23 protein-coding genes are annotated in these 22919 nt (G+C 72.6%); 16 read left to right on the top strand and 7 right to left on the bottom strand.

Annotated elements, in window-relative coordinates:
• Positions 1-19: 19 nt before the first annotated feature.
• A complete protein-coding gene (locus AB3M81_RS15680; protein WP_412904902.1) occupies positions 20-373 on the top strand; it encodes a sterol carrier family protein in 354 nt (117 codons plus the stop codon).
• Positions 374-383: 10 nt separating this feature from the next.
• A complete protein-coding gene (locus AB3M81_RS15675; RefSeq protein ID WP_412904860.1) occupies positions 384-989 on the top strand; it encodes a peptidylprolyl isomerase in 606 nt (201 codons plus the stop codon).
• Positions 990-992: 3 nt separating this feature from the next.
• On the opposite strand, the gene AB3M81_RS15670 is transcribed toward AB3M81_RS15675, so the two are convergent.
• Entirely contained in the window at positions 993-2546 is a 1554-nt protein-coding gene (locus AB3M81_RS15670) for a long-chain-fatty-acid--CoA ligase (RefSeq protein WP_412904859.1), read from the bottom strand.
• Between the two features lie 152 nt (positions 2547-2698).
• Between AB3M81_RS15670 and purF the strand changes: the two genes are divergently transcribed.
• From purF to AB3M81_RS15655, 3 genes are all read left to right on the top strand, one after another.
• The gene (purF, locus tag AB3M81_RS15665) at positions 2699-4195 is read left to right on the top strand and encodes an amidophosphoribosyltransferase (protein ID WP_412904858.1); all 1497 of its coding nucleotides are present in this window, start codon (positions 2699-2701) and stop codon (positions 4193-4195) included.
• Positions 4192-5235 (top strand): phosphoribosylformylglycinamidine cyclo-ligase, encoded by a 1044-nt coding sequence (gene purM, locus AB3M81_RS15660; RefSeq protein WP_412904857.1) that lies wholly within the window; start codon positions 4192-4194, stop codon positions 5233-5235. Before purF ends, purM begins: the two co-directional genes overlap by 4 nt.
• A 127-nt stretch (positions 5236-5362) precedes the next feature.
• Positions 5363-5539: a DUF3073 domain-containing protein gene (locus AB3M81_RS15655; RefSeq protein ID WP_412904856.1), complete on the top strand. Its 177-nt coding sequence runs from the start codon at positions 5363-5365 to the stop codon at positions 5537-5539.
• A gap of 89 nt (positions 5540-5628) precedes the next feature.
• Here AB3M81_RS15655 and AB3M81_RS15650 read toward each other — a convergent pair whose 3' ends face one another.
• Both AB3M81_RS15650 and AB3M81_RS15645 read right to left on the bottom strand, forming a co-directional pair.
• Positions 5629-7680, bottom strand: a complete 2052-nt coding sequence (locus AB3M81_RS15650) for an MMPL family transporter (protein ID WP_412904855.1) — start codon at positions 7678-7680, stop codon at positions 5629-5631.
• Positions 7681-7731: 51 nt separating this feature from the next.
• A complete protein-coding gene (locus tag AB3M81_RS15645) occupies positions 7732-8364 on the bottom strand; it encodes a TetR/AcrR family transcriptional regulator (RefSeq protein ID WP_412904854.1) in 633 nt (210 codons plus the stop codon).
• A 132-nt stretch (positions 8365-8496) separates the two neighbouring features.
• Here AB3M81_RS15645 and AB3M81_RS15640 point away from each other — a divergent pair, with 132 nt between their 5' ends.
• From AB3M81_RS15640 to AB3M81_RS15625, 4 genes are read left to right on the top strand one after another with little or no spacing between them, the layout of a single operon-like run.
• Positions 8497-9846: a flavin-containing monooxygenase gene (locus tag AB3M81_RS15640; RefSeq protein ID WP_412904853.1), complete on the top strand. Its 1350-nt coding sequence runs from the start codon at positions 8497-8499 to the stop codon at positions 9844-9846.
• Complete coding sequence (locus AB3M81_RS15635) at positions 9843-10697, top strand: SDR family NAD(P)-dependent oxidoreductase (RefSeq protein WP_412904852.1); 855 nt, start codon at positions 9843-9845, stop codon at positions 10695-10697. The genes AB3M81_RS15640 and AB3M81_RS15635 overlap by 4 nt, the downstream gene beginning before the upstream one ends.
• Positions 10694-12043, top strand: coding sequence for an MFS transporter (locus tag AB3M81_RS15630; protein ID WP_412904851.1), 1350 nt, complete (start codon positions 10694-10696; stop codon positions 12041-12043). The genes AB3M81_RS15635 and AB3M81_RS15630 overlap by 4 nt, the downstream gene beginning before the upstream one ends.
• Entirely contained in the window at positions 12040-12747 is a 708-nt protein-coding gene (locus tag AB3M81_RS15625) for a TSUP family transporter (RefSeq protein ID WP_412904850.1), read from the top strand. The genes AB3M81_RS15630 and AB3M81_RS15625 overlap by 4 nt, the downstream gene beginning before the upstream one ends.
• A gap of 154 nt (positions 12748-12901) precedes the next feature.
• On the opposite strand, the gene AB3M81_RS15620 is transcribed toward AB3M81_RS15625, so the two are convergent.
• A complete protein-coding gene (locus tag AB3M81_RS15620) occupies positions 12902-13978 on the bottom strand; it encodes a Glu/Leu/Phe/Val dehydrogenase dimerization domain-containing protein (protein WP_412904849.1) in 1077 nt (358 codons plus the stop codon).
• Between the two features lie 136 nt (positions 13979-14114).
• On the opposite strand from AB3M81_RS15620, the gene AB3M81_RS15615 reads away from it, so the two are divergent.
• Both AB3M81_RS15615 and AB3M81_RS15610 read left to right on the top strand, forming a co-directional pair.
• Complete coding sequence (locus AB3M81_RS15615; protein ID WP_412904848.1) at positions 14115-15005, top strand: sterol desaturase family protein; 891 nt, start codon at positions 14115-14117, stop codon at positions 15003-15005.
• A gap of 92 nt (positions 15006-15097) precedes the next feature.
• Positions 15098-16369 carry an Rpb4 family DNA-directed RNA polymerase subunit gene (locus AB3M81_RS15610; protein ID WP_412904847.1) on the top strand — a complete coding sequence of 424 codons (1272 nt, stop codon included), beginning with the start codon at positions 15098-15100 and terminating at the stop codon, positions 16367-16369.
• A 22-nt stretch (positions 16370-16391) separates the two neighbouring features.
• Here the strand turns inward: AB3M81_RS15610 and AB3M81_RS15605 are convergent, their stop codons facing one another.
• Positions 16392-17132: an SDR family NAD(P)-dependent oxidoreductase gene (locus AB3M81_RS15605; protein ID WP_412904846.1), complete on the bottom strand. Its 741-nt coding sequence runs from the start codon at positions 17130-17132 to the stop codon at positions 16392-16394.
• A 26-nt stretch (positions 17133-17158) separates the two neighbouring features.
• Between AB3M81_RS15605 and mshA the strand changes: the two genes are divergently transcribed.
• From mshA to AB3M81_RS15585, 4 genes are read left to right on the top strand one after another with little or no spacing between them, the layout of a single operon-like run.
• A complete protein-coding gene (mshA, locus tag AB3M81_RS15600; RefSeq protein ID WP_412904845.1) occupies positions 17159-18385 on the top strand; it encodes a D-inositol-3-phosphate glycosyltransferase in 1227 nt (408 codons plus the stop codon).
• Positions 18382-18867 carry a type III secretion system chaperone family protein gene (locus AB3M81_RS15595; RefSeq protein WP_412904844.1) on the top strand — a complete coding sequence of 162 codons (486 nt, stop codon included), beginning with the start codon at positions 18382-18384 and terminating at the stop codon, positions 18865-18867. The genes mshA and AB3M81_RS15595 overlap by 4 nt, the downstream gene beginning before the upstream one ends.
• 28 nt (positions 18868-18895) lie before the next feature.
• Entirely contained in the window at positions 18896-19468 is a 573-nt protein-coding gene (locus tag AB3M81_RS15590; RefSeq protein WP_412904843.1) for a DsbA family oxidoreductase, read from the top strand.
• A gap of 10 nt (positions 19469-19478) precedes the next feature.
• On the top strand, positions 19479-20222 hold the full coding sequence (locus AB3M81_RS15585; RefSeq protein WP_412904842.1) for a phosphoglyceromutase: 744 nt from the start codon (positions 19479-19481) through the stop codon (positions 20220-20222).
• Between the two features lie 48 nt (positions 20223-20270).
• On the opposite strand, the gene AB3M81_RS15580 is transcribed toward AB3M81_RS15585, so the two are convergent.
• On the bottom strand, positions 20271-20948 hold the full coding sequence (locus AB3M81_RS15580; RefSeq protein WP_412904841.1) for a response regulator: 678 nt from the start codon (positions 20946-20948) through the stop codon (positions 20271-20273).
• Positions 20945-22075, bottom strand: coding sequence for a sensor histidine kinase (locus AB3M81_RS15575; protein ID WP_412904840.1), 1131 nt, complete (start codon positions 22073-22075; stop codon positions 20945-20947). The genes AB3M81_RS15580 and AB3M81_RS15575 overlap by 4 nt, the downstream gene beginning before the upstream one ends.
• 132 nt (positions 22076-22207) lie before the next feature.
• Between AB3M81_RS15575 and phoU the strand changes: the two genes are divergently transcribed.
• Positions 22208-22855, top strand: a complete 648-nt coding sequence (phoU, locus tag AB3M81_RS15570) for a phosphate signaling complex protein PhoU (RefSeq protein ID WP_412904839.1) — start codon at positions 22208-22210, stop codon at positions 22853-22855.
• Positions 22856-22919 lie beyond the last annotated feature (64 nt).

The raw sequence follows: 22919 nt of genomic DNA, 5'->3' as shown, positions 1-22919 counted from the left end.
GGGTGTGCCCGTGGCCCGCATGCTGACCCCGTTGGACCCCGCCGAGTTCGCCGCGATCTGCGGGCGGATCGACGCCGGGACGGCCGACCGCGCGGACCTCAAGGCGGCGACGAAGCACCTGCTCGCGCTGCTGCAGCGCAAGGCCCCGGGCCACAGCGTCGAGGTCCGGATCCCGCCGTTCGCGGCGATCCAGTGCATTGAGGGCGCGAGCCACACGCGCGGCACCCCGCCGGCCGTCGTCGAGACCGATGCCGAGACGTGGATCGCGCTGGCCCGCGGCCGCCTGGAGTGGGAGGGCGCGCCCGTGCGGGCGAGCGGCGAGCGCTCCGACCTGTCGCCGCTGCTGCCGCTCGTCGCCGATCCGGCTGGCTAGAGTTCGGCGCATGCGTGCGCGTCTGCTGATCCTGCTGGTCCTGCTCGTCCCGGCCCTGGCCGCGTGCGGCTCCGACGACGACCCGGCCTCCGGCGGATGCGAGTACGTCGAGGACGGCACGGCCGCGAAGGAGGCGAAGCGGCCTCCGGCCGAGCCGAAGTCCGCGGACGCGGTGACCATCACGACGAACCGCGGCGAGATCAAGGCGGAGCTGACGCCCGACGCGGCGCCGTGCACGGTCGGCTCCTTCGTCTCGCTCGCCGAGCAGGACTACTTCGACGGCACGAAGTGCCACCGCCTCGTGCCGGGCTTCGTGCTCCAGTGCGGCGACCCGTCGGCCACGGGCACCGGCGGCCCCGGCTACTCGTTCGCGGACGAGCTCGAGGGCGACGAGACCTACCCGGCCGGCACGCTGGCGATGGCGAACGCCGGCCCGGACACGAACGGCTCGCAGTTCTTCATCGTCCTGTCCGACGCCGACCTGCCGCCGTCCTACACGGTCTTCGGGCGGGTCGACGACGCCGGCCTCGCCGTCGCGCGCGAGATCGAGAAGGAGGGCAACGCCGCGGACGGGGTCAACCCCGCCCGCGACGTCGTCATCGAGTCCGTCTCCTGACGCTCAGACCTGCCGCGTGGCCTGCGCCCAGTAGGGCTTGCGCAGGTCGCGCTTGAGGATCTTGCCGGAGGGATTGCGCGGCAGGAGCTCCACGACGTCGATCGAGCGCGGCACCTTGTAGTGCGCGAGGTGCTCGCGCGCCCACTCGATGATCTCGGCCTCGGTGGCCTGCGCGCCGGGCTTGAGCGCGACGACGGCCTTGACCGACTCGCCCCACGTCTCGTCGGGCACGCCGATGACGGCGACCTCCAGCAGCGCGGGGTGCTCGGACAGCACCCGCTCGACCTCTGGCGAGTACACGTTCTCGCCGCCGGTGATGATCATGTCCTTGATCCGGTCCTCGACGTAGACGTAGCCGTCGGCGTCCATGCGGCCGATGTCGCCCGTGCGGACCCAGCCGTCCTCGGCGTAGATCTCGGCGGTCGCCTCGGGCCTGCCGTGGTAGCCCGGCGTGGCCTGCTCGGTGCGGAACCACAGTTCGCCGGGTTGACCCGTCTCGACGTCGCGCAGGGTCGCGGGGTCGACGACGCGCGCCTCCACGCCGGGGATCGGCTTGCCGGCCGAGACGAGGCGCTCGGGGTGCTCGAGGTCGCGGTGCTCGTCGTCGTGCAGCATCGTGACGACGCCGCAGAACTCGGTGAGCCCGTAGACCTGGTAGAACGCCGTGTCGGGCCAGTGCTCCTGGGCGCCGCGCAGGATCGTCAGCGGCATGGGGGCCGCGCCGTACGAGAAGGCGCGCAGTCCGCTGAACAGCCTCATCGCGTCGGGGCCCGCCTGCAGCAGCATCGCGACGACCGCCGGGACGAGGAACGCGTGGGTGACGCCGGCCATCATCGCCCCGGCCAGGGCGCCGGGCTCCACTTCGCGGATGATGTGGCCGGGAACGCGGTTCTTGATGCCGAACATCGCGTACGACGTGCCGCCGACGTGGAACATCGGCATGGCGATGAGCATCCTCGCGTCCGCGCCGTACTCGATGCCGGTGTCGGCGTTCTCGGTGTGGGCCACGAGGTTGCGCTGCGTCAGTACGACGCCCTTGGGACGGCCGGTGGTGCCCGAGCTGTACATGATGACGATCGGGTCTTCGACGCTCGAGTCCTCCGCCTGCTCGAGGGGCTCGCCGGCGCCCTGCCAGGCCTCGAACTCGTCGTTCTCGCCGCCGAGGACGACCTGGCGCTCCACCGTGGTGAGCCGGTCGCGGATCACGTCGACCTGCTCGAGCAGGTCCTGGCCGACGAACAGCACCTTGGCCCCGGCGTCGTTGATCGTGTAGTCGAGCTCGTCGCCCGCGAGGCGCCAGTTGACGATCGCGGTCGCCGCGCCGATGAGGCTCGCCCCGAGGACGAGCTGCAGGATCGCGGGGTTGTTCTTGTCGACCACGGCGATGCGGTCACCGCGGCCCACGCCGTCCGCGCGCAGCGCCCCGGCCGTGCGCTGGATCGACTCCCAGGCCTGCGCCCACGTCCACTCGCGCCCCTCGTAGACCCAGGCGGTGTCGTGCGGCGCCTCCTGCGCGGCGCGCCGGGCGTGGTCGGCGATGTCGGTGACAGCGGGCATGGGGGCTCCCGGGCACGGGCTGTGATGTGGCTCACACGCTAGTGGCCCCGACCCGCCAAGGGGAAGACTTCCAGTCAAGCTTGCTTGTTAATGGTGGTTCCGCCGTTCCGGTGCCGGTCCGGGATCCCTGCGGCGGCCGCTAGACTGAGGACGTGCCCCGCGGAGATGGTCTCCTGACCCACGAGCTCGACCCCAGCGACGCCGGACCCCAGGACGCCTGTGGCGTGTTCGGCGTGTGGGCTCCCGGCGAGGAAGTCGCCAAGCTCACCTACTTCGGCCTCTACGCCCTGCAGCACCGCGGGCAGGAGTCGGCCGGCATCGCCGTCAGCAACGGCCGCCAGATCCTGGTCTACAAGGACATGGGCCTGGTCTCGCAGGTCTTCGACGAGGCGACCCTGGAGTCGCTCGCCGGCGAGATCGCGATCGGCCACGCGCGCTACTCCACGACCGGCGCGAGCGTGTGGCAGAACGCGCAGCCCACGTTCCGCCCCACGGCGCAGGGCTCGGTCGCGCTGGCGCACAACGGCAACCTGACCAACACCCACGAGCTCGTCCAGCTGCTGCGGGCGCGCACCGAGGGCGACCCCAAGACCGGCAAGGGCGAGACCGCCACCACCGACACCTCGGTCATGGCCTCGCTGCTGGCGTCGTACCAGGACCGCTCGGTCGAGGACGCCGCGCTCGACGTGCTGCCGCAGCTGCGCGGCGCCTTCTCGCTCGTGTTCATGGACGAGGGCACGCTCTACGCCGCCCGCGACCCGCAGGGGATCCGACCGCTCGTGCTGGGCCGGCTGGAGCGCGGTTGGGTCATCGCCAGCGAGACCGCCGCCCTCGACATCGTCGGCGCCTCGTACATCCGCGAGATCGAGCCGGGCGAGTTCGTCGCCGTCGACGAGGACGGCCTGCGCAGCAGCCGCTTCGCCGAGCCCGAGCCCAAGGGCTGCATCTTCGAGTACGTCTACCTCGCGCGGCCCGACACCACGATCAACGAGCAGCGCGTGTTCAGCGTGCGTGAGCGCATCGGCCGCAAGCTCGCCCGCACGGCGCCCGTCGAGGCCGACCTCGTCATCCCGGTGCCCGAGTCGGGCACGCCGGCCGCGATCGGCTACGCCGAGGAGAGCGGCATCCCGTTCGGCCACGGCCTGGTCAAGAACTCCTACGTCGGCCGCACGTTCATCCAGCCGTCGCAGACGATCCGCCAGCTCGGCATCCGGCTCAAGCTCAACCCGCTGCGCGACGTGATCGCGGGCAAGCGCCTCGTGGTCGTCGACGACTCGATCGTCCGCGGCAACACCCAGCGCGCGCTGGTGCGGATGCTGCGCGAGTTCGGTGCCGCCGAGGTCCACGTGCGCATCTCGAGCCCGCCGGTGAAGTGGCCGTGCTTCTACGGCATCGACTTCGCCTCGCGCGCCGAGCTCATCGCCAACGGCCTCTCCATCGACGAGATCTGCCGGTCGATCGGCGCGGACAGCCTCTCCTACGTCGAGCTCGACGACCTCGTCGAGGCCACCAACGTCCCGGCCGACAACCTGTGCCGCGCGTGCTTCGACGGGATCTACCCCGTCGAGCTGCCGGACGACGACCTGATCGGCAAGCACCTGCTGGAGCTGCCGGCCAACGGGACCGAGCCCCTGAAGGTGATCCAGTGACCTCCTACGCCTCCGCCGGAGTCTCCATCGAGGAGGGCGACCGCGCCGTCGAGCTCATGAAGCAGTGGGTCGCCAAGGCGACCCGTCCCGAGGTCGTGGGCGGCATCGGCGGCTTCGCCGGGCTGTTCGACGCCTCGGCCCTCAAGGGCTACACGCGCCCGCTGCTGGCCACGAGCGCCGACGGCGTCGGCACCAAGGTCGCCATCGCGCAGGCCATGGACCGCCACGACACGATCGGCTTCGACCTCGTCGGCATGCTCGTCGACGACCTCGTGGTGTGCGGCGCCGAGCCGCTGTTCCTCACGGACTACATCGCCACCGGCAAGGTCGTCCCCGAGCGCATCGCCGACATCGTCAAGGGCATCGCGGCGGCCTGCGCCGAGACGGGCACGGCGCTGCTGGGCGGCGAGACCGCCGAGCACCCGGGCCTGCTGGGCCCGGACGAGTACGACATCGCCGGGTCCACCACGGGCGTCGTCGAGGCGGATCGCCTGCTGGGCGCCGAGCTCGTGCGCGAGGGTGACGTCGTGATCGCCATGGCGTCGTCGGGCCTGCACTCCAACGGCTACTCGCTCGTGCGCCACGTCTTCTTCGACATCGCCGGCTGGCAGCTCGACCGGGAGGTGCCCGAGTTCGGCCGCACCCTCGGCGAGGAGCTGCTGACGCCCACGCGGCTGTACACCAAGCCGTGCCTCGCGCTGGCCGACGCGGTCGAGGTCCACGCCATGTCCCACGTCACCGGCGGCGGACTGGCGGCCAACCTCGAGCGCGTCCTGCCCGACACCGTCTCCGTGCGGCTCGACCGGTCCTCGTGGACGCCGGCCCCGGTGTTCACGCTCGTCGGCGAGCTCGGCCAGGTGGCGCAGGCCGACCTGGACCAGGCGCTCAACATGGGCGTCGGGATGGTCGCGATCGTCGCGGCCGACGCCGCCGATCCCGCCCTCGCGCTGCTGGCCTCGCAGGGCGTCGAGGCGTGGGCCCTCGGTGAGGTCGCGGCCGCCGGTGTCCACGGTTCGGGCGGAACGGTCACTCTCGTCTGACGTGAAAACGCTGCAATCCCGGCTCGCGGACGCGTCGAGCCGGGGGTGATGCATGCGTTCTCCCGGCCTTTGGGTAGGCTGGGGGGCACGACATACTGATCCACTGAGTGCGAGGGGGTCGAGCCTGATGGGCCGCGGCCGTGCCAAAGCGAAGCAGACCAAGGTCGCTCGCGATCTCAAGTACCGTACCTTCGACACCGATTTCGGTGATCTGGAGCGAGAACTCCACGGAGAGTCCGGGGACCCGATCCCCGACCAGTACGCGGACCTCGTCAGGTCGAGGGAAGACCCAGCCGCCAGCTGAGCGGCGGGCACCCGTCACCAGCGTCTTCACCACCGCGCCGTCGCGCACCCCCTCGGGGCAGCGGGACGGCGCGGTGGTCGCGCTTGCGCTCAGCGGGACAGGGCGCTGGGCCACCAGAACCAGCGGCCGCACAGCGCCACGATGGCGGGCGTCGCGACACCGCGCACCAGCACCGTGTCGAGCAGCACGCCGAAGCCGACGATGACGCCCAGCTGCGCCAGCAGCACGAGGGGCAGCACGCCCAGGACGGCGAACACGGCCGCCAGCAGGATGCCGGCGCTCGTGATGACGCCGCCGGTGACGGCCAGTGCCTTGACGATCGACCCCGTCGGGTCGCCCGTCGCGGCCATCTCCTCGCGCGCCCGGGCCGTCAGGAAGATGTTGTAGTCGACGCCCAGCGCGACCAGGAAGATGAACGCGAGCAGCGGCGTGCTGACGTCCATCGCCGACCACCCGAGCAGGTGGTCGAACACGAGCCAGCCGACGCCGAGCGCCGACAGGTAGGACAGCACGGTGGTCGCGCACAGCAGCAGCGCGGCCACGACCGAGCGCAGCAGCACGAGCAGCATGACCAGGACGATCGCCAGGACGATCGGGATGACGCGCCAGCGGTCGTCGGCCGCGGTCCGGCTCTCGTCGAGCGCCTGGGCGTCCGTGCCGCCCACGAGGGAGTCCGGGTCGGCGTCGTGCACGGCCGTGCGCAGGTCCTCGACGGTGGTCAGGGCCCGCTCGCTCTCGGGCTCGACGGACAGCACGACCTGCACCTCGGCGACGTCGCCCTCGGAGTTCGCCGGCCGGGCGCTCTCGACGCCCTCGACCTCGTTCGCCGCGGCCACGACGGACTCGACCTTGCCGGGGGACGTGACGACGGTGGTGGGGGAGGAGATGCCGGCCGGGAAGGCCTCCTGGAGCGTCTCCTGCGCCGTGATCGACTCCGGGGTGTCGAGGAACTGCTCGCTCTGGCCCAGGCCCGTGTTGAGCGTGATCAGGCCGGCGGCCATGGCGGCCAGCGCGGCGACGGCGGCGATCGTGACGGGGACCGGGCGCGCCGTGACCGAGCGGCCGACGCGGTACCACCAGCCCTTCTCGGACGGGTCGGCGTCGCCCTCGCGCGGGACGAACGGCCAGAACAGCCAGCGGCCCGGGATCACCATGGCGGAGGGCAGCACGAGCAGCGCGAACGCGACGGCGACGACGATGCCCAGCGCGCCGGACCAGCCGATCGCGCTCACGAACGGGGAGTCGGCGACCAGCAGCGACAGCAGCGCGAGGACGACGGTTCCCGAGCTCGACAGGATGGCCGGGGCCGCACCGCCCAGGGCCGTGCGCATCGCGTCGTGACGGGACGAGTGACGGCGCAGCTCCTCGCGGTAGCGGGCGATCAGCAGCAGGGCGTAGTTCGTGCCCGCGCCGAAGACCAGGACCGAGGTGATGCCCGTGATCGAGCCGTCGATGCCGACGTCGAAGGCGCCCGAGACGCCCTCGAGGGCGCGTGCCGCGACCCGGTCGCCGATGCCGATGACGGTCAGGGGGACGAGCCACAGCCACGGGCTGCGGTACGTGACGATCAGCAGGATCGCGACGACGCCCGCGGTGACGGCGAGCAGGCGCACGTCGGCACCCTCGAACACCGCGCCGAGGTCGGCCTGCACCGCCGGGGCGCCGGTGACCTGCGCGGTCACGCCGTCCGGCAGGTCCTCCTTCGCGAGGCTGCGCAGCTCCTTGACGCGCTCCTTGTTCTCGTCGGACTCCAGCCCGGTCTCGAACGGCACGGCGACGAGTGCGGCGGACCGGTCCTGCGCCGGCACCGGCGGGCTGACCTCGACGCCGAGCTCGGACGCGATGGCGCGCGAGCGCTCGGCGAGCGCGGCGAGGTCCTCGCCCTGCAGGCCGCCGTCCTTGGAGTAGACGACGATCGCGGGCGCCTCGTCGGCCCGCGGCAGCTTCTTCAGGGCGGCCTCGGCGCGTGCCGACTCCGACGAGTCCGGCAGGTTGGAGCCGGCCTCGGAGCCGGTGGTCGGCTCGGGCGCGAAGGCCATGACCAACCCCGCCAGCACGAGTCCGAGCAGGACCACCGCGATGGATCGCTTGGGACCAACGAGATGGGCGAGGGGGAAGGTGCGTGGGGCGCGGCGATTCACGCCTAGAAGGTTAAACTGTCTAGCGAAATTGCGCTGGTCTCGGACGCCCGCTCACCCGGTCGGCAGGGACAGCGCGCCATCGACGAGCGCGTGCAGGTGCCGCCGGAACCGCTCGAACGTGTCCCGGTCCGCGGGGTCCGCCCGGCGACCCGACGGGTCGACGACGCCGGCGCGGCTGAACGCGTGGGTCGTCCACACGATCGTGTAGACGAGCAGGTCGAGGTCGGCGTCGGTCGCCACGCCGGCGCGCTCGAGCAGCTCGCGGACCCGGCCCGCCACCCGCTCGACGAGGGGGCCGGTGAACTCGGCCTCCAGCTCCGACAACAGCACTCCCTCGGCCAGCCAGCGCCGCATCCACAGGGCCGGCACGTCGGGATGGGTCACGCAGAAGCCGAGGTAGGCGTCGACGAAGGCGTGCAGTCCGGCCCGTGCGACCTCGGGCGTGGCCTCGGTGGCCGGCAGGGTCGCCAGGGCCTGCTCGACCGAGGCGCGCTGCGCCTCGTGGGCCGCGCGCATGACCTCGCGGTACAGGTCGCTCTTGCCGCCCACGTGGTAGGCGACCGTGGCGATGTTGAGGCCGACGGCGTCGGCGATCGCCCGCGTGCTGGTGGCGTCGTAGCCGCGCTCGGCGAACAGCCGCGACGCGGCGTCCAGGATGCGTTCACGGCTCGACGGGGCGGTCATGGCTGTCACCCTACGGCATGTCCCCATCGCCTGATGGAACGCGTTTGTGCAGGTCAGAAGTCCTTGCGCTTCTCTCCATCATGCGATTGAATGAGCCGATACGAGACCCAGGTCACACCCCGAAGGAACGTCATGCCCATTCACGTCGCCGTCGTCGGCGCCGGTGCCGCCGGCCTCGCGGCCGCCAAGTCGCTGCTGGACGAGGGGCTGGAGGTGACGGTCCTCGAGCTGGGGGACCGCCCCGGCGGCCTGTGGGTGCAGGGCAACGCCAGCGGCCTGTCGCCGGCCTACGACTCGCTGCACCTCAACACCAGCAAGGGCCGCACCGAGTTCGCCGACCACCCCATGCCCGACTCGTGGCCGGACTACCCGTCGGCGGCGATGATCGCGGACTACCTCGCCGGCTACGCCGACCGGTTCGGCGTCACCGACCACATCCGCTTCGGGACCGAGGTCACCTCGGTCGACCGCGACGAGGACGGCTGGACCGTCACGTCGCGTCAGGGTGAGACGGAGACGACCGAGCGGTTCGCGGCGGTCGTCGTGGCGAACGGGCACAACTGGGACCCGCGCTGGCCCGAGCCGCAGTACCCCGGCACGTTCGACGGGGAGCAGATGCACGCGCACGACCACCGCGGCGCGGACCGCTTCTCGGGGAAGCGCGTCATGGTGGTCGGGATGGGCAACTCGGCCATGGACATCGCGGTCGACGCCTCGTACGTCAGCCGGGGCCCGGTCCTGCTGTCGGCACGGCACGGCGTGCACATCGTCCCGAAGTACCTGTTCGGCCGCCCGGCGGACGCGACCGGCGCCCTGCTGGCCGCCCTGCCGTGGCGCGTGCGGCAGCGGATCGCCGAGACGATGCTGCGCATCGCGGTCGGCACGCCGCAGTCCTACGGCCTCCCCGCCCCCGCCGGCGGGCTGTTCCAGAACCACCCCACGATCAGCGACACGATCCTGCACCGGCTCACGCACGGCGAGGTCGTCGCGCGGCCGGGCATCGAGCGCTTCGACGGCGCGCGCGTGCACTTCACCGACGGCACGTGCGACGAGGTCGACGTCATCGTGTGGGCGACGGGCTACCGCGTCACGATCCCGTTCCTGTCGCAGCGGTGGCTCGGTGCCGACCCCGAGGCGCTGCCGCTCTACCAGCGCGTCTTCCACCTCGACGATCCCGGCCTGGCGTTCGTCGGGCTCATGCAGTCGACGGGCGCGGCCCTGCCCGTCGTGGAGGCACAGGCCAAGCTCGTCGCGGCGCACCTGGCCGGCCGCTACGCGCTGCCGACGCCGGCCGAGCAGCGCGCCGCCGTCGTCGCGGCGCACACCGCGGCCGTGGCGCGATGGGGCCGCAAGCGCCCGATGATGCGCATCGACTTCGACCAGTACGTCACCGCCGTGCCCAAGGAGATCGCCGCCGGCGTCGCCCGGGCCCACCGCGGCGCCGACACGTTCCGCCCCGTCCCCCAGGAGGTCTCCGCATGAAGCTCTCGATCCTGACGCCCCGGCGTCCCGCCGAGGGCCGGCGCGTCCTCATCACCGGGGCGTCCGGCACGCTCGGCCGGGCGCTGGGCCGCCGGCTCGTGTCCGAGGGCGCGATCGTCGTCGGCCTCGACATCGCGCCCGGCGGGGACGAGCCGTTCGAGGTCGTGGCGTGCGACATCACCGATGACCGCTCCGCCGCGGAGGGGGTCGCACAGGCGCTCGCCCTGCTCGGCGGGCTGGACGTGCTCGTGAACAACGCGGGGATCGGCGGCCCCGCCCCCGCCGAGCTGGCGCCGGGCGACGAGGTCCACCGCCAGCTCGAGATCAATCTCGTCGGCACGTGGCGCATCACGGCGGCCTGCGTCGACGCGCTCGTCGCGTCGCGCGGTCGCGTCGTCATGGTGACCTCGCGCATGGCCGTCATGCAGCTGCCGCTGGCCGCCGCGTACGGCGCGTCGAAGCGCGCGATGGTGGCGTACGCCGACGCGCTCCGGCTCGAGCTCGGCACGCACGTGGGCGTCACGTGCGTGTACCCCTCGGCCGTGCGCAGCCCGATCCACGACTCCACCGCCGCGGCGGGGCTCTCGCTCGAGGGCATGAGCAGCTACGAGTCGCTCGAGGGCGTCGTCGACGCGATCCACCTCGCCGCGCTGTCGTCCCGCGCGCGCCGCGACGTCACCACGACCGGCAAGGGCGCCGTCGAGTTCTTCCTGTCGCGGCACCTGCCGCAGGTCACGGACCGGATCGTGCGCCGGACGCTCGCCGGCCGCGCGCTGGCCGGGGCGTTCGACGGTGCCGAGCTGGCCGCGGGCGTCGTGAGCCGCCACCGCGAGACGGCGGGCGCGCGATGAGCGCCCGCGACGAGACCGTCGAGACCGGCACCCGCGCCCCGGCGGGAGCCCTGTCGGCGTACGCCTCGGGATCCTTCGGCATGGGCGTCTGGGTGACCGTGCCCGGGCTGCTGCTGCTCTACTTCCTCACCGACATCCTCGGCGTCGCGGCGGCGCTGGCCGGCCTGACGCTGTTCGTCCCCAAGATCATCGACGTCGTCGTGCACCCGCTGATCGGCTCGCGGTCGGACCGCCAGGCCCGAGCCCTCGGGCACCGGCGCCGGATGATGGCCGGCGGCATCGCGCTGGGCGTCGCGATGGTCGCGATGTTCACCGTCCCGCCGGGCCTCGAGGGTGCGCCGGCCGCGGCCTGGGTCGGCGCCTGGTACATCGTCGGCAACCTGTTGTTCGCGATGTTCCAGGTCCCGTACCTGACGACGCCCTCGGACCTGCGGATCGGCTACCACGAGCGCACCCGGGTCTTCATGTTCCGGATGCTGTTCCTGACCGTCGGGCTGCTCGGTGCGGGCGTCGCCGCCCCGGCCCTCGTCGCGAGCGAGCGGCGCGGCGACTACACGACGATGGCCGCCGTCCTGGCGGTCGTGATGATCGTGTCCGCGGTCGTCGCGATCCGGGGCGTGCGCCGGCTGACCGAGGCGTGCGGCTTCCGGACGCCGGCGGAGGCCGCCGGGCACTCGACGCGCGAGGACATCAAGGTCGCGTGGGCGGACCGGGACTTCCGGATGCTGGTCCTGTCGTACCTGTTCACCGGCACCACGACCCACCTGTTCATGGCGGCGCTGCCGTACTTCACGCGGTACGTCTTCGACAGCGCCGGCCTGACCGCGGTGTTCATGGGCTGCTTCCTCGGCCCGGCCGTGCTGGCCGGACCCATCTGGCTGAAGGTCTCGCGCCGGATCGGCAAGCAGCGCGGCCTGCTGCTGTCGCAGCTCATCTTCGTCGTCGGCTCGCTCGCCGTCGCGCTCGGCGCCTGGCTCGACACCGTGGCCGTCTCGGTCGTGGTGGTGGCGGCAATGGGCTTCGCGTTCGCGGGCCTGCAGCTGTTCGCGTTCTCGATGGTGCCCGACGCCGTCGCGGCCGCCGAGGAGAAGGGCGACTCGCAGGCCGGCGCCTACACGGGCGTGTGGACCGCGACCGAGGCGCTCGGCACGGCGGCCGGCCCGTACCTGTACTCCGCGGCGCTCGCCCTCGGCGGGTTCGTGTCCAGCACGGCGGACGTCGACGTCGCGCAGCCGGACTCGGCCCTGACGGCGCTGCTGCTCGGGTTCACGGTGCTCCCGGCGGCGCTCATGGTCGTCGCGATCGTGTTCCAGCGCCGCTACCGCCTCGACCCGGTCCGCGGGTGATCGCGGGTCCGTCCCCGGAGGTCCTCGTCCTCGCAGCCGTCGTCGTCGGCGCGTTCGCGCAGGCGGCGACCGGCATGGGCTTCTCGCTCGTTGCCGCGCCCGTGCTGATCGCGGTGCACGGCCAGGCCGAGGGAGTCGCCGTGGTCGTCCTGCTCGCGGCGTGCTCGTCAGTGGTGCCGCTGGCGCGCGAGGGGCGTCACGCTCGCCTGGGCGAGGCGGCGCGGCTGCTCGTGCCGACGCTGGCGGCGACGCCGGTGTTCGCCTGGGTGCTGGCGTCCGCCGACCGCTCGCTGCTGGCGGTCGCGGGAGGGATGGGGGTCGTGATCGGCGTGGTGATGCTCGCGTCCGGCTGGCGGTCGGCGTGGCTGCGACGGCCGGCCGGGACGGTCGCGACCGGCTTGGCGAGCGCGGGCCTCAACGTGGTCGGCGGGGTCGGCGGCCCGCCGGTCGGCCTGTGGGCCGCGAACGCGACGTGGACCCCCGCGCAGACCCGTGCGACGCTGCACGCGTTCCTGCTCGTGCAGAACCTCACGACGGCAACCGTGGTCGGGCTGGTGCTGCCGTCCTGGCCGGCGCTCCTCGCGCTCGCGGGCGGCACCGTGCTGGGCCTCGCGCTCGCGCCCCGGCTGTCGGCGGCCACCGCACGCACGGCGATCCTGCTGGTCTCGGCCATCGGGGGAGTGGCCCTGCTCGTCGGCGCCTGACCGCCCCGCCCGGCCGCCCCCGCCCGGCCGCCCCTGTTCGACTTTTGGAGCAAGATCCACGCATCTCCGACGCGAGAACGTGGAACGGAGTCCAAAAGTCGCCGGGGCGCGGCGACGGGGGCGCGGCGACGGGGCGGGCGCGGGGGCGGCGCGCTCAGGGCAGGTGGATCTGGCCCAGCCGGCCGATCTCGCGGATGCGCTGCTCGGCCTGCCGGTCGGCCGCCTCGACCGTGGTGACGCCGTCGGAGGCGGCGCGCTCGAGGACGGCGAGCGTCGTGTCGAAGATGCCCGTGGCGCGGGCCTTCGTGCGGTCGAAGCTGAAGCCGCGCGGGTCGAGCTCGTCGGCGACCTGGATGACGCCGCCGGAGTTCACGCAGTAGTCCGGCGCGTAGACGATGCCGCGGTCGGCGACCAGCTTGCCGATGCCCTCGTGCGCGAGCTGGTTGTTGGCGGCCCCGGCGACGATCCGCGCCGTCAGCGCCTCGACGCTGTGCTCGTCGAGCGCACCACCGAGGGCGCACGGGGCGTACACGTCGAGGTCGGCCGCGATGAGCTCCTCGGTGGAGCCGACGGTCTCGATCGAGGGGTACTGGTCGACCAGGCGCGAGACGGCCTCGGCGTCGATGTCGGTGACGACGACCCGCGCGTCCTCCTCGACGAGGTGGCGCGCGAGGTGGCGACCGACCTTGCCGACGCCGGCGATGCCGACGCGCCGGCCGGCGAGCGACGCGTCGCCCCACGTGAACTGCGCGGCGGCCCGCATGCCCTGGTGCACGCCGAACGCGGTCAGGACGCTGGAGTCGCCCGCGCCGCCGTGCTCGACGGTGCGGCCCGTCACGAAGTCGCACTCGCGCGCCACGACGTCCATGTCCGTCGAGTAGGTGCCGACGTCGCACGCGGTGAGGTAGCGACCGTGGAGCGTCTGGACGAACCGGCCGTACGCGCGCAGCAGGGCCTCGGACTTGTCGGTGCGCGGGTCGCCGATGATGACGGCCTTGCCGCCGCCGAGGTCGAGTCCGGCGAGGGCGTTCTTGTAGGCCATGCCCTGGCTGAGGTTGAGGACGTCGGCGAGCGCCTCGGTCTCGCTGGCGTAGGGGTAGAAGCGCGTGCCGCCCAGGGCCGGGCCGAGGGCCGTGGAGTAGAGGGCGATGATCGCGCGGAGGCCGGACGCCTCGTCGTGACAGAAGACCACTTGCTCGTGGTGCGTGCCGAAGCTGCTGGGGTCACTCATGCTTCCTGCTTCCTGGTGCGGCGGAGGTGGTGCCGGACCGGTCGGGACGGGTGCGCGGCCGGGGGTGGTGGCCGCGGGCACGATGCTACTCCGGGATGTTGTGATGCACGTCACGGGTGAGAGGTATCGTGTCGGCGTGCTGGAGGACCTGCTCGACCCGATGAAGAACCCGCTCACCTACGCGGTGCCGTTCTTCGTGCTCAGCATCGCCGTCGAGCTGGCGGCGCTGCGCTGGCTGGACCACGACGACAACGTCAGCGGCTATGCGTTCCGCGACGCGCGGACGTCGATCTCGATGGGCGTGGGGTCGATCCTGTTCCTCACGGTCTTCAAGGTCGTGACGTTCTTCGGCTTCGTGTTCGTCTTCGCGCACCTGGCGCCGTTCGAGCTGCCGACCGACGCGTGGTGGTACTGGCCGGCGCTCATCCTGGGGCTCGACTTCTGCTACTACTGGCACCACCGCTTCAGCCACCGCGTGCGCATCGGCTGGGCCGGGCACCAGGCGCACCACTCCAGCGAGTTCATGAACTTCGGCACGGCGCTGCGCCAGAAGTGGAACCCCTGGTTCGAGTTCTTCTTCTGGCTGCCCCTGCCGCTGCTGGGCTTCGCGCCGTGGAGCCTCTTCGCGGCCTTCGCGGTCAACCTGATCTACCAGTTCTTCGTCCACACCGAGCTGGTCGGGCGGCTGCCGCGGCCCATCGAGTTCGTGTTCAACACGCCCTCGCACCACCGCGTCCACCACGGCTCGGACCCGGAGTACCTCGACAAGAACTACGGCGGCATCCTCATCATCTGGGACCGGATGTTCGGCACGTTCCAGCGCGAGCTGCACCGGCCCCGCTACGGGCTGACGCACCCGGTCGAGACGTACAACCTGCTCGAGCTGCAGTACGGCGACTACCGCCGCATGGCGCAGCAGGTCCGCGAGGCGCGGCGGTGGCGCGACAAGGTCGGCTACGTCCTCGGCCCGCCCGGGTGGCAGCCGCGCGACACGATCGACGGCCGCAGCGGAGTGGGCACGCGCTGACGTCGAGGCCGTGAGATGCGGCAGGCGGGCGTCGCCCATCCCTCCTAGGCTGAGGAGCAATCGACTCCGCCCGACCGAGAGGAAGCCCCCGCATGGCCAAGAGCAAGGTCGAGAAGACGCTCCGCGACTCGCTGTCGACGATCAACGACCTGCGCCGCGAGCTGAAGAAGGTCCGCAAGGCCGGCGAGCACGCGGTGGCCCAGCAGTTCGAGAAGGCCACGTCGTCGTCCGCCTCGGAGATCAAGAAGCTCCGCGAGGAGCTGGACCGCGTGCGCGAGACGACCGCCCAGCAGATCGCCGATCTCTCCGCGATGGTCGCCCGGCTCGCCCCGGACCTCGTGAAGTCCTCCCGCGGCGCGGAGCCGGACGCGCCCGCCGCGTCGCCCGCCCCGGCCGCCGACGGCCCGGCCGAGCCGGCCTCGGACCGTCCGCACGGCGATCCGCTCCGCGAGGCCGCGGCGGAGGCCACGCCCAATCCGGCGGAGTCGCCCGCCGTCAAGAAGGCCGCCAAGAAGGCCCCGGTCAAGAAGACGCCGGCGAAGAAGGCCCCGGCCGCGAAGAAGGCGCCGGCCAAGGCCGTCCCGACCGACACCACCGACGAGCGGCTCACGCTCAAGGGCGAGGCGCTGGCCGCGTCCGAGGGCGTCAGCGCGATCGACGAGGACGCTCCGGGCACCGCTCCGACGTCCGAGGTCACGCCGGACGGCGGCGCGGCGACCCCGGCGAAGAAGACGGCCGCCCGGAAGTCCACGGCGAAGAAGGCGCCCGCGAAGAAGGCCGTCTCCACGGACACGACCGACGAGCGGCTCACGCTCAAGGGCGAGGCGCTGGCCGCGTCCGAGGGCGTCAGCGCGATCGACGAGGACGCCCCGGGCACCGCCCCGACGTCCGAGGTCACGCCGGACGGCGGCGGGGCGACCGGTGGCACGCCCACCACGCCGGCCAGCGGTCCCGCCGGCGCCGCGCCCACCGCCGACGAGGACAGCGTGTCGCCCGTGACGGGCGAGCCCGCCTCCACGCCGGCCACCCAGACGGCCAAGACCCGCGCGGCCAGCACGGGCGGGTCCGCGCGGAAGAACGCCGCCGAGGCGACCACGAAGAGCAAGCCGCCGGCCGATGTCACGGCGAAGAAGGCCGCCGCCAAGAAGGCTCCTGCCGCCAGGACGACGAAGAAGGCGGCCGCGAAGAAGGCGCCGGCGAAGACCCCGGGGGCGAAGTCCACGGCCACGCGCGGTGGCTCCGGCGGTCAGCGCACGACGGCCCGCAAGGCGCAGAAGGCCACGGGGTCCAGCACGACGCGCAGCACCCCGCCCGCTCCGACGCCGGACAGCCCGGCCGCCGCGGATCGTCCCGCGACCGACTGAGGATCCGTGCCGCCGGCTCGGCTCAGTCGAGCCGGCGGTGCACCTTCCACTGCGCGGCCTGCGCGACCGGCTTGATGACCATGAGGTCCACGTCGACGTGGCGCGGGCGCGTGGCGACCCACGTGATGGCGTCGGCGATGTCCTCCGCGACGAGCGGCTCGTCGACGCCCGCGTAGACCGAGTCGGCCCTCGCGCTGTCGCCGCCGAAGCGGGTCAGGCTGAACTCCTCGGTCTTCACCATGCCCGGCGCGATCTCCGTGATGCGGACCGGCTGGCCGTTGAGCTCGAGGCGCAGCGTCTCGGTCACGGCGGCCAGCGCGTGCTTGGCCGCGGTGTAGCCGCCGCCGCCCTCGTAGGTGACGCGACCGGCGGTGGACCCGACGTTGATGATCGTGCCGGCGCCCGAGGCGATGAGCGCGGGCGCGAGCGCCTTCGTGACGGCGACCGTTCCCAGCACGTTCGTCTCGTACATCCAGCGCCAGTCGTCGAGGTCGGCGTCGGTGACGTCCTCGAGGCCCTTCGCGCCGCCGGCGTTGTTGACCAGCAGGTCGAGGCGGTCGCCCACGGTCTCGGCCAGGCGGGCGACGTCCTCGGCGCTCGTGATGTCGCACGTCAGGGCGATCCCACCGATCTCCTCGGCGAGGCGCTCGATGCGGTCGCGGCGGCGGGCGGCCGCCAGGACGGTGTACCCCGCGGCGCTCAGCGCGCGCGCCGTCGCCTCTCCGATACCGCTGCTGGCTCCGGTCACGACGGCTGTGGGCATGGGGCCAGCGTGCCAGAATGGAACCCATGGCTGCTCAGAGGGTGAGGCGCGTCGCGATGCTCTCGGCGCACACCTCCCCGCTCGACCAGCCGGGCACCGGGGACGCGGGCGGGATGAACGTCTACGTGCTCGAGCTCTCGCGCCGGCTCGCCGCGCGCGGCATCGAGGTCGAGGTCTTCACCCGCGCCACCTCCCGTCACCTGCCGCCGGTCGTCGAGGCCGAGGACGGCATCCGCGTCCACCACGTCGCCGCGGGCCCGTTCGAGGGGCTCACGAAGGGCGACCTGCCCAGCCAGATGTGCTCGTTCGTGCGCGACGTGCTGCGGGTCGAGGCGTCGCACGACCCGGGCTACTTCGACCTCGTGCACTCGCACTACTGGCTCTCGGGCCAGGTCGGCACGGTCCTGCGCGAGCGCTGGGGCGTCCCGCTCGTCCACTCGATGCACACGATGGCCAAGGTCAAGAACGCGGCGCTGGCCGCCGGCGACCGGCCCGAGCCGATCGGGCGCGTGGCCGGCGAGGAGGAGATCGTGCGCTGGGCCGACCGGCTCATCGCCAACACCGCCGAGGAGCGCCGCGAGCTCATCGACCTGTACGGCGCCGACCCCGCCGCCGTCGAGGTCGTCCACCCGGGTGTCGACCTCGAGGTGTTCAGCAAGTCCGAGCCGGACCAGGAGCCGCCGCTCATCGTCTTCGCCGGCCGCATCCAGCCGCTCAAGGCCCCCGACGTCGTGCTGCGCGCCTCGGCCCAGCTCGACGTCCCGCACCGCGTCGCGATCATCGGCGGCGCCTCCGGCAGCGGCCTCGACCGCCCCAGTGAGCTCACCGACCTGGCGCGCGACCTCGGCATCGCCGACCGCGTGGACTTCGTGCCCACGGTCGGCCAGCCCGAGCTGGCGCGCTGGTACTCGCGGGCCGCGGTCGTGTGCGTGCCCTCGCACAACGAGTCCTTCGGCCTGGTCGCGATCGAGGCCCAGGCCTGCGGGACGCCCGTCGTCGCGGCGGCCGTCGGCGGCCTCACGACGGCGGTCACCGACGGCGTGACCGGCACGCTCGTGGACGGGCACGACCCGGCCGACTACGCCGCCGCGATCCGTCCCTACCTGACCGACCCCGGCTTCCGGGCCGAGGCCGGTGCCAAGGCGGTCCGCCACGCCGAGTCCTTCGGCTGGGACGTGACCGCCGAGCGCACCCTCGACGTCTACGAGGGCGCCGTCCGTGACCGCGCAGCAACCCTGGAGGTGGACCGATGACCGACGTCCGTGACGTGATCGCCACGACCCTCGACGAGGCGGGGCTGGAGTACGTGCGCCACGGCGACGACGTGTTCGAGGTCGACCTGCCCGGCGAGCGCAAGCTCAAGACGACGTGCCGCCTCGAGGTCGGCCGCCACGCGCTCGGCGTCCACGCCTTCGTCGCGCGCAACCCCGACGAGAACCACGAGGCCGTCTACCGCTGGATGCTCGAGCGGAACCTCAAGATGTTCGGCGTCGCCTTCGCGGTGGACTCGGCCGGTGACATCTACCTCGACGGCCGCCTGCCGCTGGAAGCCGTGACGCCCGCCGAGCTGGACCGCCTCTTCGGCTCCGTGCTGTCCTACGCCGACGAGTCGTTCAACACGATCCTCGAGCTGGGCTTCGCCGAGAGCATCCGCAAGGAGTGGCGCTGGCGCGAGTCGCGCGGCGAGTCCACGCGCAACCTCGACGCCTTCCGCCACCTGCGCCCGAAGGACTGACCGCCGCCGGGCCCGTAGCCTTGACGCCGTGAAGGCCATCGTGTTCGCGGACGTCGTCGATGCCTGGTCGTACGTGGGGGCGGTGCGCTTCGAGCGCGCGGCCGCGCTGCACAGCATCCTGACCGGCGAGCCGGTCGAGATCTCCTACCGCGCCGCCTCGTTCGACGCGCCCGTGCCGACCAGCGAGGTCGTCGCGGCCGCGCGCATCACGGGGATCGACCTCAACGTCGACGAGGTCGTGCCGGCCGACTCGACCGACGCGTGGCGCCTGCTCACGTGGGCCGAGTCGGTCGGTCCCGACGTCCAGCGTGAGCTGCTGCACCAGCTGTGGCGCGCCCACCTGCTCGAGGGCGCCGACGTCGCGGACGGGTTCGTGCTGGCCAGCCGGGCCGCCCTCGCCGGGCTCGGGCTCGAGACGGCCGAGGCGCTGCTGGCCAGCGACGAGTACCGCACCGAGGTCGAGCAGCAGCGCGAGACCGCCGCCCTGATCGGCGCGAGCGCGTCACCGTTCGTGGTCGTGGACGCCCGCCACACGCTCGCCGGCGTGCACTCGCAGGACGACTACCTCCGGGCCCTGCAGCACATCGCGGCCCAGCACTAGGGTGGTCGCCATGAGCACCTTGATCCTGCTGCGTCACGGTCACAGCGAGTGGAACGCCAAGAACCTCTTCACCGGATGGGTCGACGTCGACCTCAACGAGCAGGGCGTGCAGGAGGCCACGCGGGCCCCGCAGCTGCTGCGCGAAGCCGGCCTGCTGCCCGACGTCTCGCACACGTCGCTGCTGCGCCGCGCCATCCGCACCGCGCAGATCACGCTCGACGGCATCGACCGCCACTGGATCCCCGTCAAGCGCTCGTGGCGCCTCAACGAGCGCCACTACGGCGCGCTGCAGGGCAAGGACAAGAAGGCCACGCTCGAGGAGTTCGGCGAGGAGCAGTTCATGACGTGGCGCCGCTCGTACGCCACCCCGCCGCCGCCGCTGGCCGACGACTCGGAGTTCAGCCAGGTCGGCGACGCCCGCTACGCGCACCTGCCCAGCGAGCTCATGCCGCGCACCGAGTGCCTGGCCGACGTCGTCGTGCGGATGCTGCCGTACTGGTACGACGAGATCGTGCCGGACCTGCGCGCCGGCAGGACGGTCCTGGTGACCGCGCACGGCAACTCGCTGCGCGCGCTCGTGAAGCACCTCGACGACATGGACGAGGACGCCGTCGTGGGCCTCAACATCCCCACCGGCATCCCGCTGGTCTACGAGCTCGACGACGACATGAAGCCGCTCGAGCGCGGCGGCCGCTACCTCGATCCCGAGGCCGCCGCCGACGCGATCGCCGCCGTCGCGAGCCAGGGCCGCTGACCCGGCCGCCGGCGGTGACGTTCCCCGAACGTCGCCGCCGGCGGCTCGTCAGGCGTACTTGTAGCCCAGGCCGCGGACGGTCGTGAGGATCGTCGGGTGGGCCGGGTCGTCCTCGATCTTGGCGCGCAGGCGCTTGACGTGGACGTCGAGCGTCTTGGTGTCGCCGACGTAGTCCGAGCCCCACACACGGTCGATCAGCTGCCCCCGCGTCAGCACGCGACCGCAGTTGCGCAGGAAGAACTCGAGCAGCTCGAACTCCTTCAGCGGCAGCCGGACCTCGCTGCCGTCGACCGTCACGAGGTGGCGGTCGACGTCCATGCGGACCGCGCCGACCTCGATGACGCCGTCGTCCTCGACCTCCTCGGGCACGCCGCGGCGCAGCACCGCCCGGATGCGCGCCACGAGCTCGCGCGGGGAGTACGGCTTGGTCACGTAGTCGTCCGCGCCCAACTCGAGGCCGACGACCTTGTCGACCTCGGTGTCCTTCGCGCTGACCATGATGATCGGGACGCTCGAGGTCTGGCGGATCGTGCGGCACACCTCGGTGCCCGACAGGCCCGGGAGCATGAGGTCCAGCAGGATGATGTCGGCGCCGCCGCGCTCGAAGGCGGTCAGCGCGTCGGGGCCGGTCTCGGCCACCGCCACGTCGTAGCCCTCCTTGCGCAGGACGTAGGACAGGGCCTCGCTGTAGCTGGCCTCGTCCTCGACGATCAGGACCTTGGTCACTCGTACTCTCCTTCATCGACGTCCCACGCCGGCAGCACCAGCGTGAAGGACGATCCGAGGTCGGGCTCGCTCCAGACCTCGACCGAGCCGCCGTTGCTGGCGGCGACGTGCTTGACGATCGACAGCCCCAGGCCGGTGCCGCCGGTGGTGCGGGCGCGGGCCGGGTCGACCCGGTAGAACCGCTCGAAGATCCGCTCCTGCTCCTCGGGCGAGATGCCGATGCCGTGGTCCGAGACCATGATGCGCACCTCGTCCCCGTCGCCCGTCGCCGAGACCGCGACGGTCGAGTCGTCGGGGGAGTAGGTGACGGCGTTCTCGACGAGGTTGCTGACCGCCGCGTGCAGCTGGGCCCGGTCGCCCAGGACGTACAGGTCGGGCTGGATGTCCTGCGTGATCGTGATGGCCTTCGCCTCGGCGTCCGTGTGCGAGTGCTCGACCGCCTCGGCGACGAGCTCGCCCACCTTGATGACGACCGAGTGCTCGCTGGCCACGTCCGCCTGCAGGCGCGACAGGTCGATGATCTGCTGCACGAGGCGCGTCAGGCGCTCGCTCTCGGTGCGCATCCGGCCGGCGAAGCGCTCGACCGCCTCGGGGTCGTCGCGGGCCTCGCCGACAGCCTCGGCGAGCAGCTGGATCGCGCCGATCGGCGTCTTGAGCTCGTGGCTGACGTTGGCCACGAAGTCGCGCCGCAGCGTCTCGACCTTCTGCTCGGCCGTGCGGTCCTCGACGAGGACGAGGATGAGCCCGTGCGACAGCGGCGCGACGCGGGCGCGCACGAAGATCGGCGGGCGGCGGCGCAGGTGGATCTCGAGCTCCTCCTCGCGCACCTCGCCGTCACGGCGGACGCGCCGGACGAGCTCGAGCAGCTGGTCGCTGCGCAGGCGGTCGTCCGAGACCAGGCCGAGGGCGATCGCGGGAGCGGAGGCGCGCAGCACCTTCTCGTCCTCGCCCATCACGAGGGCGGACGAGCGCAGCACCGACAGGACGGTGCGGATGTCCGGCGGCACGGCCGGAGCGGGAGCGGTGGGGACGGTCTCCTGTGCGCGCTCGGAGAAGCGCCACACGTAGGTGATGATCGCGCCGAGCACGATGCCGGCGGCGCCGACCAGGATCTCTGAGACCTCCACGCCCCGATCGTAGGCCGACCCAGCGGCCCCAACCGCACCGCGGGACCCTCGGCGACCACCCTTTCCGCCGCCGTTCACCGGGCGTTCACCGCAGGTCGCCGCCCATTCACGCGGCGCGCCTACGGTCGGAGCATGCGTGACCAGTACTACGAGCAGCTCGACCAGATCGTCGACGAGCTCGTCCTCATCACCGACCGGGTGCGGGCCGCCGTCGCCGACGCCACCACCGCCCTGCTCGAGACCGACATCGTGACCGCCGAGCGCGTCATCGGCGGCAACGGCTTCATCGACGAGGCCATCGACGAGGTCGAGGAGCGTGCCCTCGTCCTGCTGGCCACCCAGCAGCCCGTCGCCACGGACCTGCGCCAGCTCGTCTCGACGCTGCGCATGGTGGCCGACCTGCAGCGCATGAGCGCGCTCGCCGTGCACGTCTCCAAGATCGCCCGCCGCCGGGCGCCCGAGTCCGCCGTGCCGCTGCCGGTGCAGCCGCTCATCCGCGACATGGCGAAGGTGGCAGACTCGATGATCGCGTCGGCCGCCCGCATCGTGTCCGAGCGGGACCTCGGCGCGGCCGCCCGGCTCGAGGTCGAGGACGACGAGATGGACCGCCTGCGCCAGGAGCTGTTCCGCGTGCTGCTCGACGGGGAGTGGGAGCACGGCGTGGACACGGCGATCGACCTCGCGCTGCTGGGCCGCTACTACGAGCGCGTCGGCGACCACGCGGTGAACATGGCGCGTCGCGTCGTCTACCTCGTGACCGGCGAGCTGCCGGTCGCCTGACCCCACGGACGACGAACGGCCCCGGGCGCTGCCCGGGGCCGTTCGTGTGTCGCTGGGGGAGAGG

This window comes from Aeromicrobium jepli (genome assembly GCF_047246605.1).
GTDB lineage: Bacteria > Actinomycetota > Actinomycetes > Propionibacteriales > Nocardioidaceae > Aeromicrobium.
Note: the sequence above shows the minus strand (reverse complement) of the source record. Positions and strands in the feature narration are given on the sequence as shown.

Excerpts from the sequence above, each read along its gene's own strand:
- AB3M81_RS15640 (WP_412904853.1), top strand. The coding sequence starts at position 8,497 with ATGCCCATTCACGTCGCCGTCGTCGGCGCCGGTGCCGCCGGCCTCGCG.
- phoU (WP_412904839.1), top strand. The coding sequence starts at position 22,208 with ATGCGTGACCAGTACTACGAGCAGCTCGACCAGATCGTCGACGAGCTC.
- AB3M81_RS15595 (WP_412904844.1), top strand. The coding sequence starts at position 18,382 with ATGACCGACGTCCGTGACGTGATCGCCACGACCCTCGACGAGGCGGGG.
- AB3M81_RS15585 (WP_412904842.1), top strand. The coding sequence starts at position 19,479 with ATGAGCACCTTGATCCTGCTGCGTCACGGTCACAGCGAGTGGAACGCC.
- AB3M81_RS15645 (WP_412904854.1), bottom strand. The coding sequence starts at position 8,364 with ATGACCGCCCCGTCGAGCCGTGAACGCATCCTGGACGCCGCGTCGCGG.
- AB3M81_RS15670 (WP_412904859.1), bottom strand. The coding sequence starts at position 2,546 with ATGCCCGCTGTCACCGACATCGCCGACCACGCCCGGCGCGCCGCGCAG.
- AB3M81_RS15630 (WP_412904851.1), top strand. The coding sequence starts at position 10,694 with ATGAGCGCCCGCGACGAGACCGTCGAGACCGGCACCCGCGCCCCGGCG.
- AB3M81_RS15605 (WP_412904846.1), bottom strand. The coding sequence starts at position 17,132 with ATGCCCACAGCCGTCGTGACCGGAGCCAGCAGCGGTATCGGAGAGGCG.
- AB3M81_RS15675 (WP_412904860.1), top strand. The coding sequence starts at position 384 with ATGCGTGCGCGTCTGCTGATCCTGCTGGTCCTGCTCGTCCCGGCCCTG.
- AB3M81_RS15655 (WP_412904856.1), top strand. The coding sequence starts at position 5,363 with ATGGGCCGCGGCCGTGCCAAAGCGAAGCAGACCAAGGTCGCTCGCGAT.
- mshA (WP_412904845.1), top strand. The coding sequence starts at position 17,159 with ATGGCTGCTCAGAGGGTGAGGCGCGTCGCGATGCTCTCGGCGCACACC.
- AB3M81_RS15620 (WP_412904849.1), bottom strand. The coding sequence starts at position 13,978 with ATGAGTGACCCCAGCAGCTTCGGCACGCACCACGAGCAAGTGGTCTTC.
- AB3M81_RS15635 (WP_412904852.1), top strand. The coding sequence starts at position 9,843 with ATGAAGCTCTCGATCCTGACGCCCCGGCGTCCCGCCGAGGGCCGGCGC.
- AB3M81_RS15610 (WP_412904847.1), top strand. The coding sequence starts at position 15,098 with ATGGCCAAGAGCAAGGTCGAGAAGACGCTCCGCGACTCGCTGTCGACG.
- AB3M81_RS15680 (WP_412904902.1), top strand. The coding sequence starts at position 20 with ATGCTGACCCCGTTGGACCCCGCCGAGTTCGCCGCGATCTGCGGGCGG.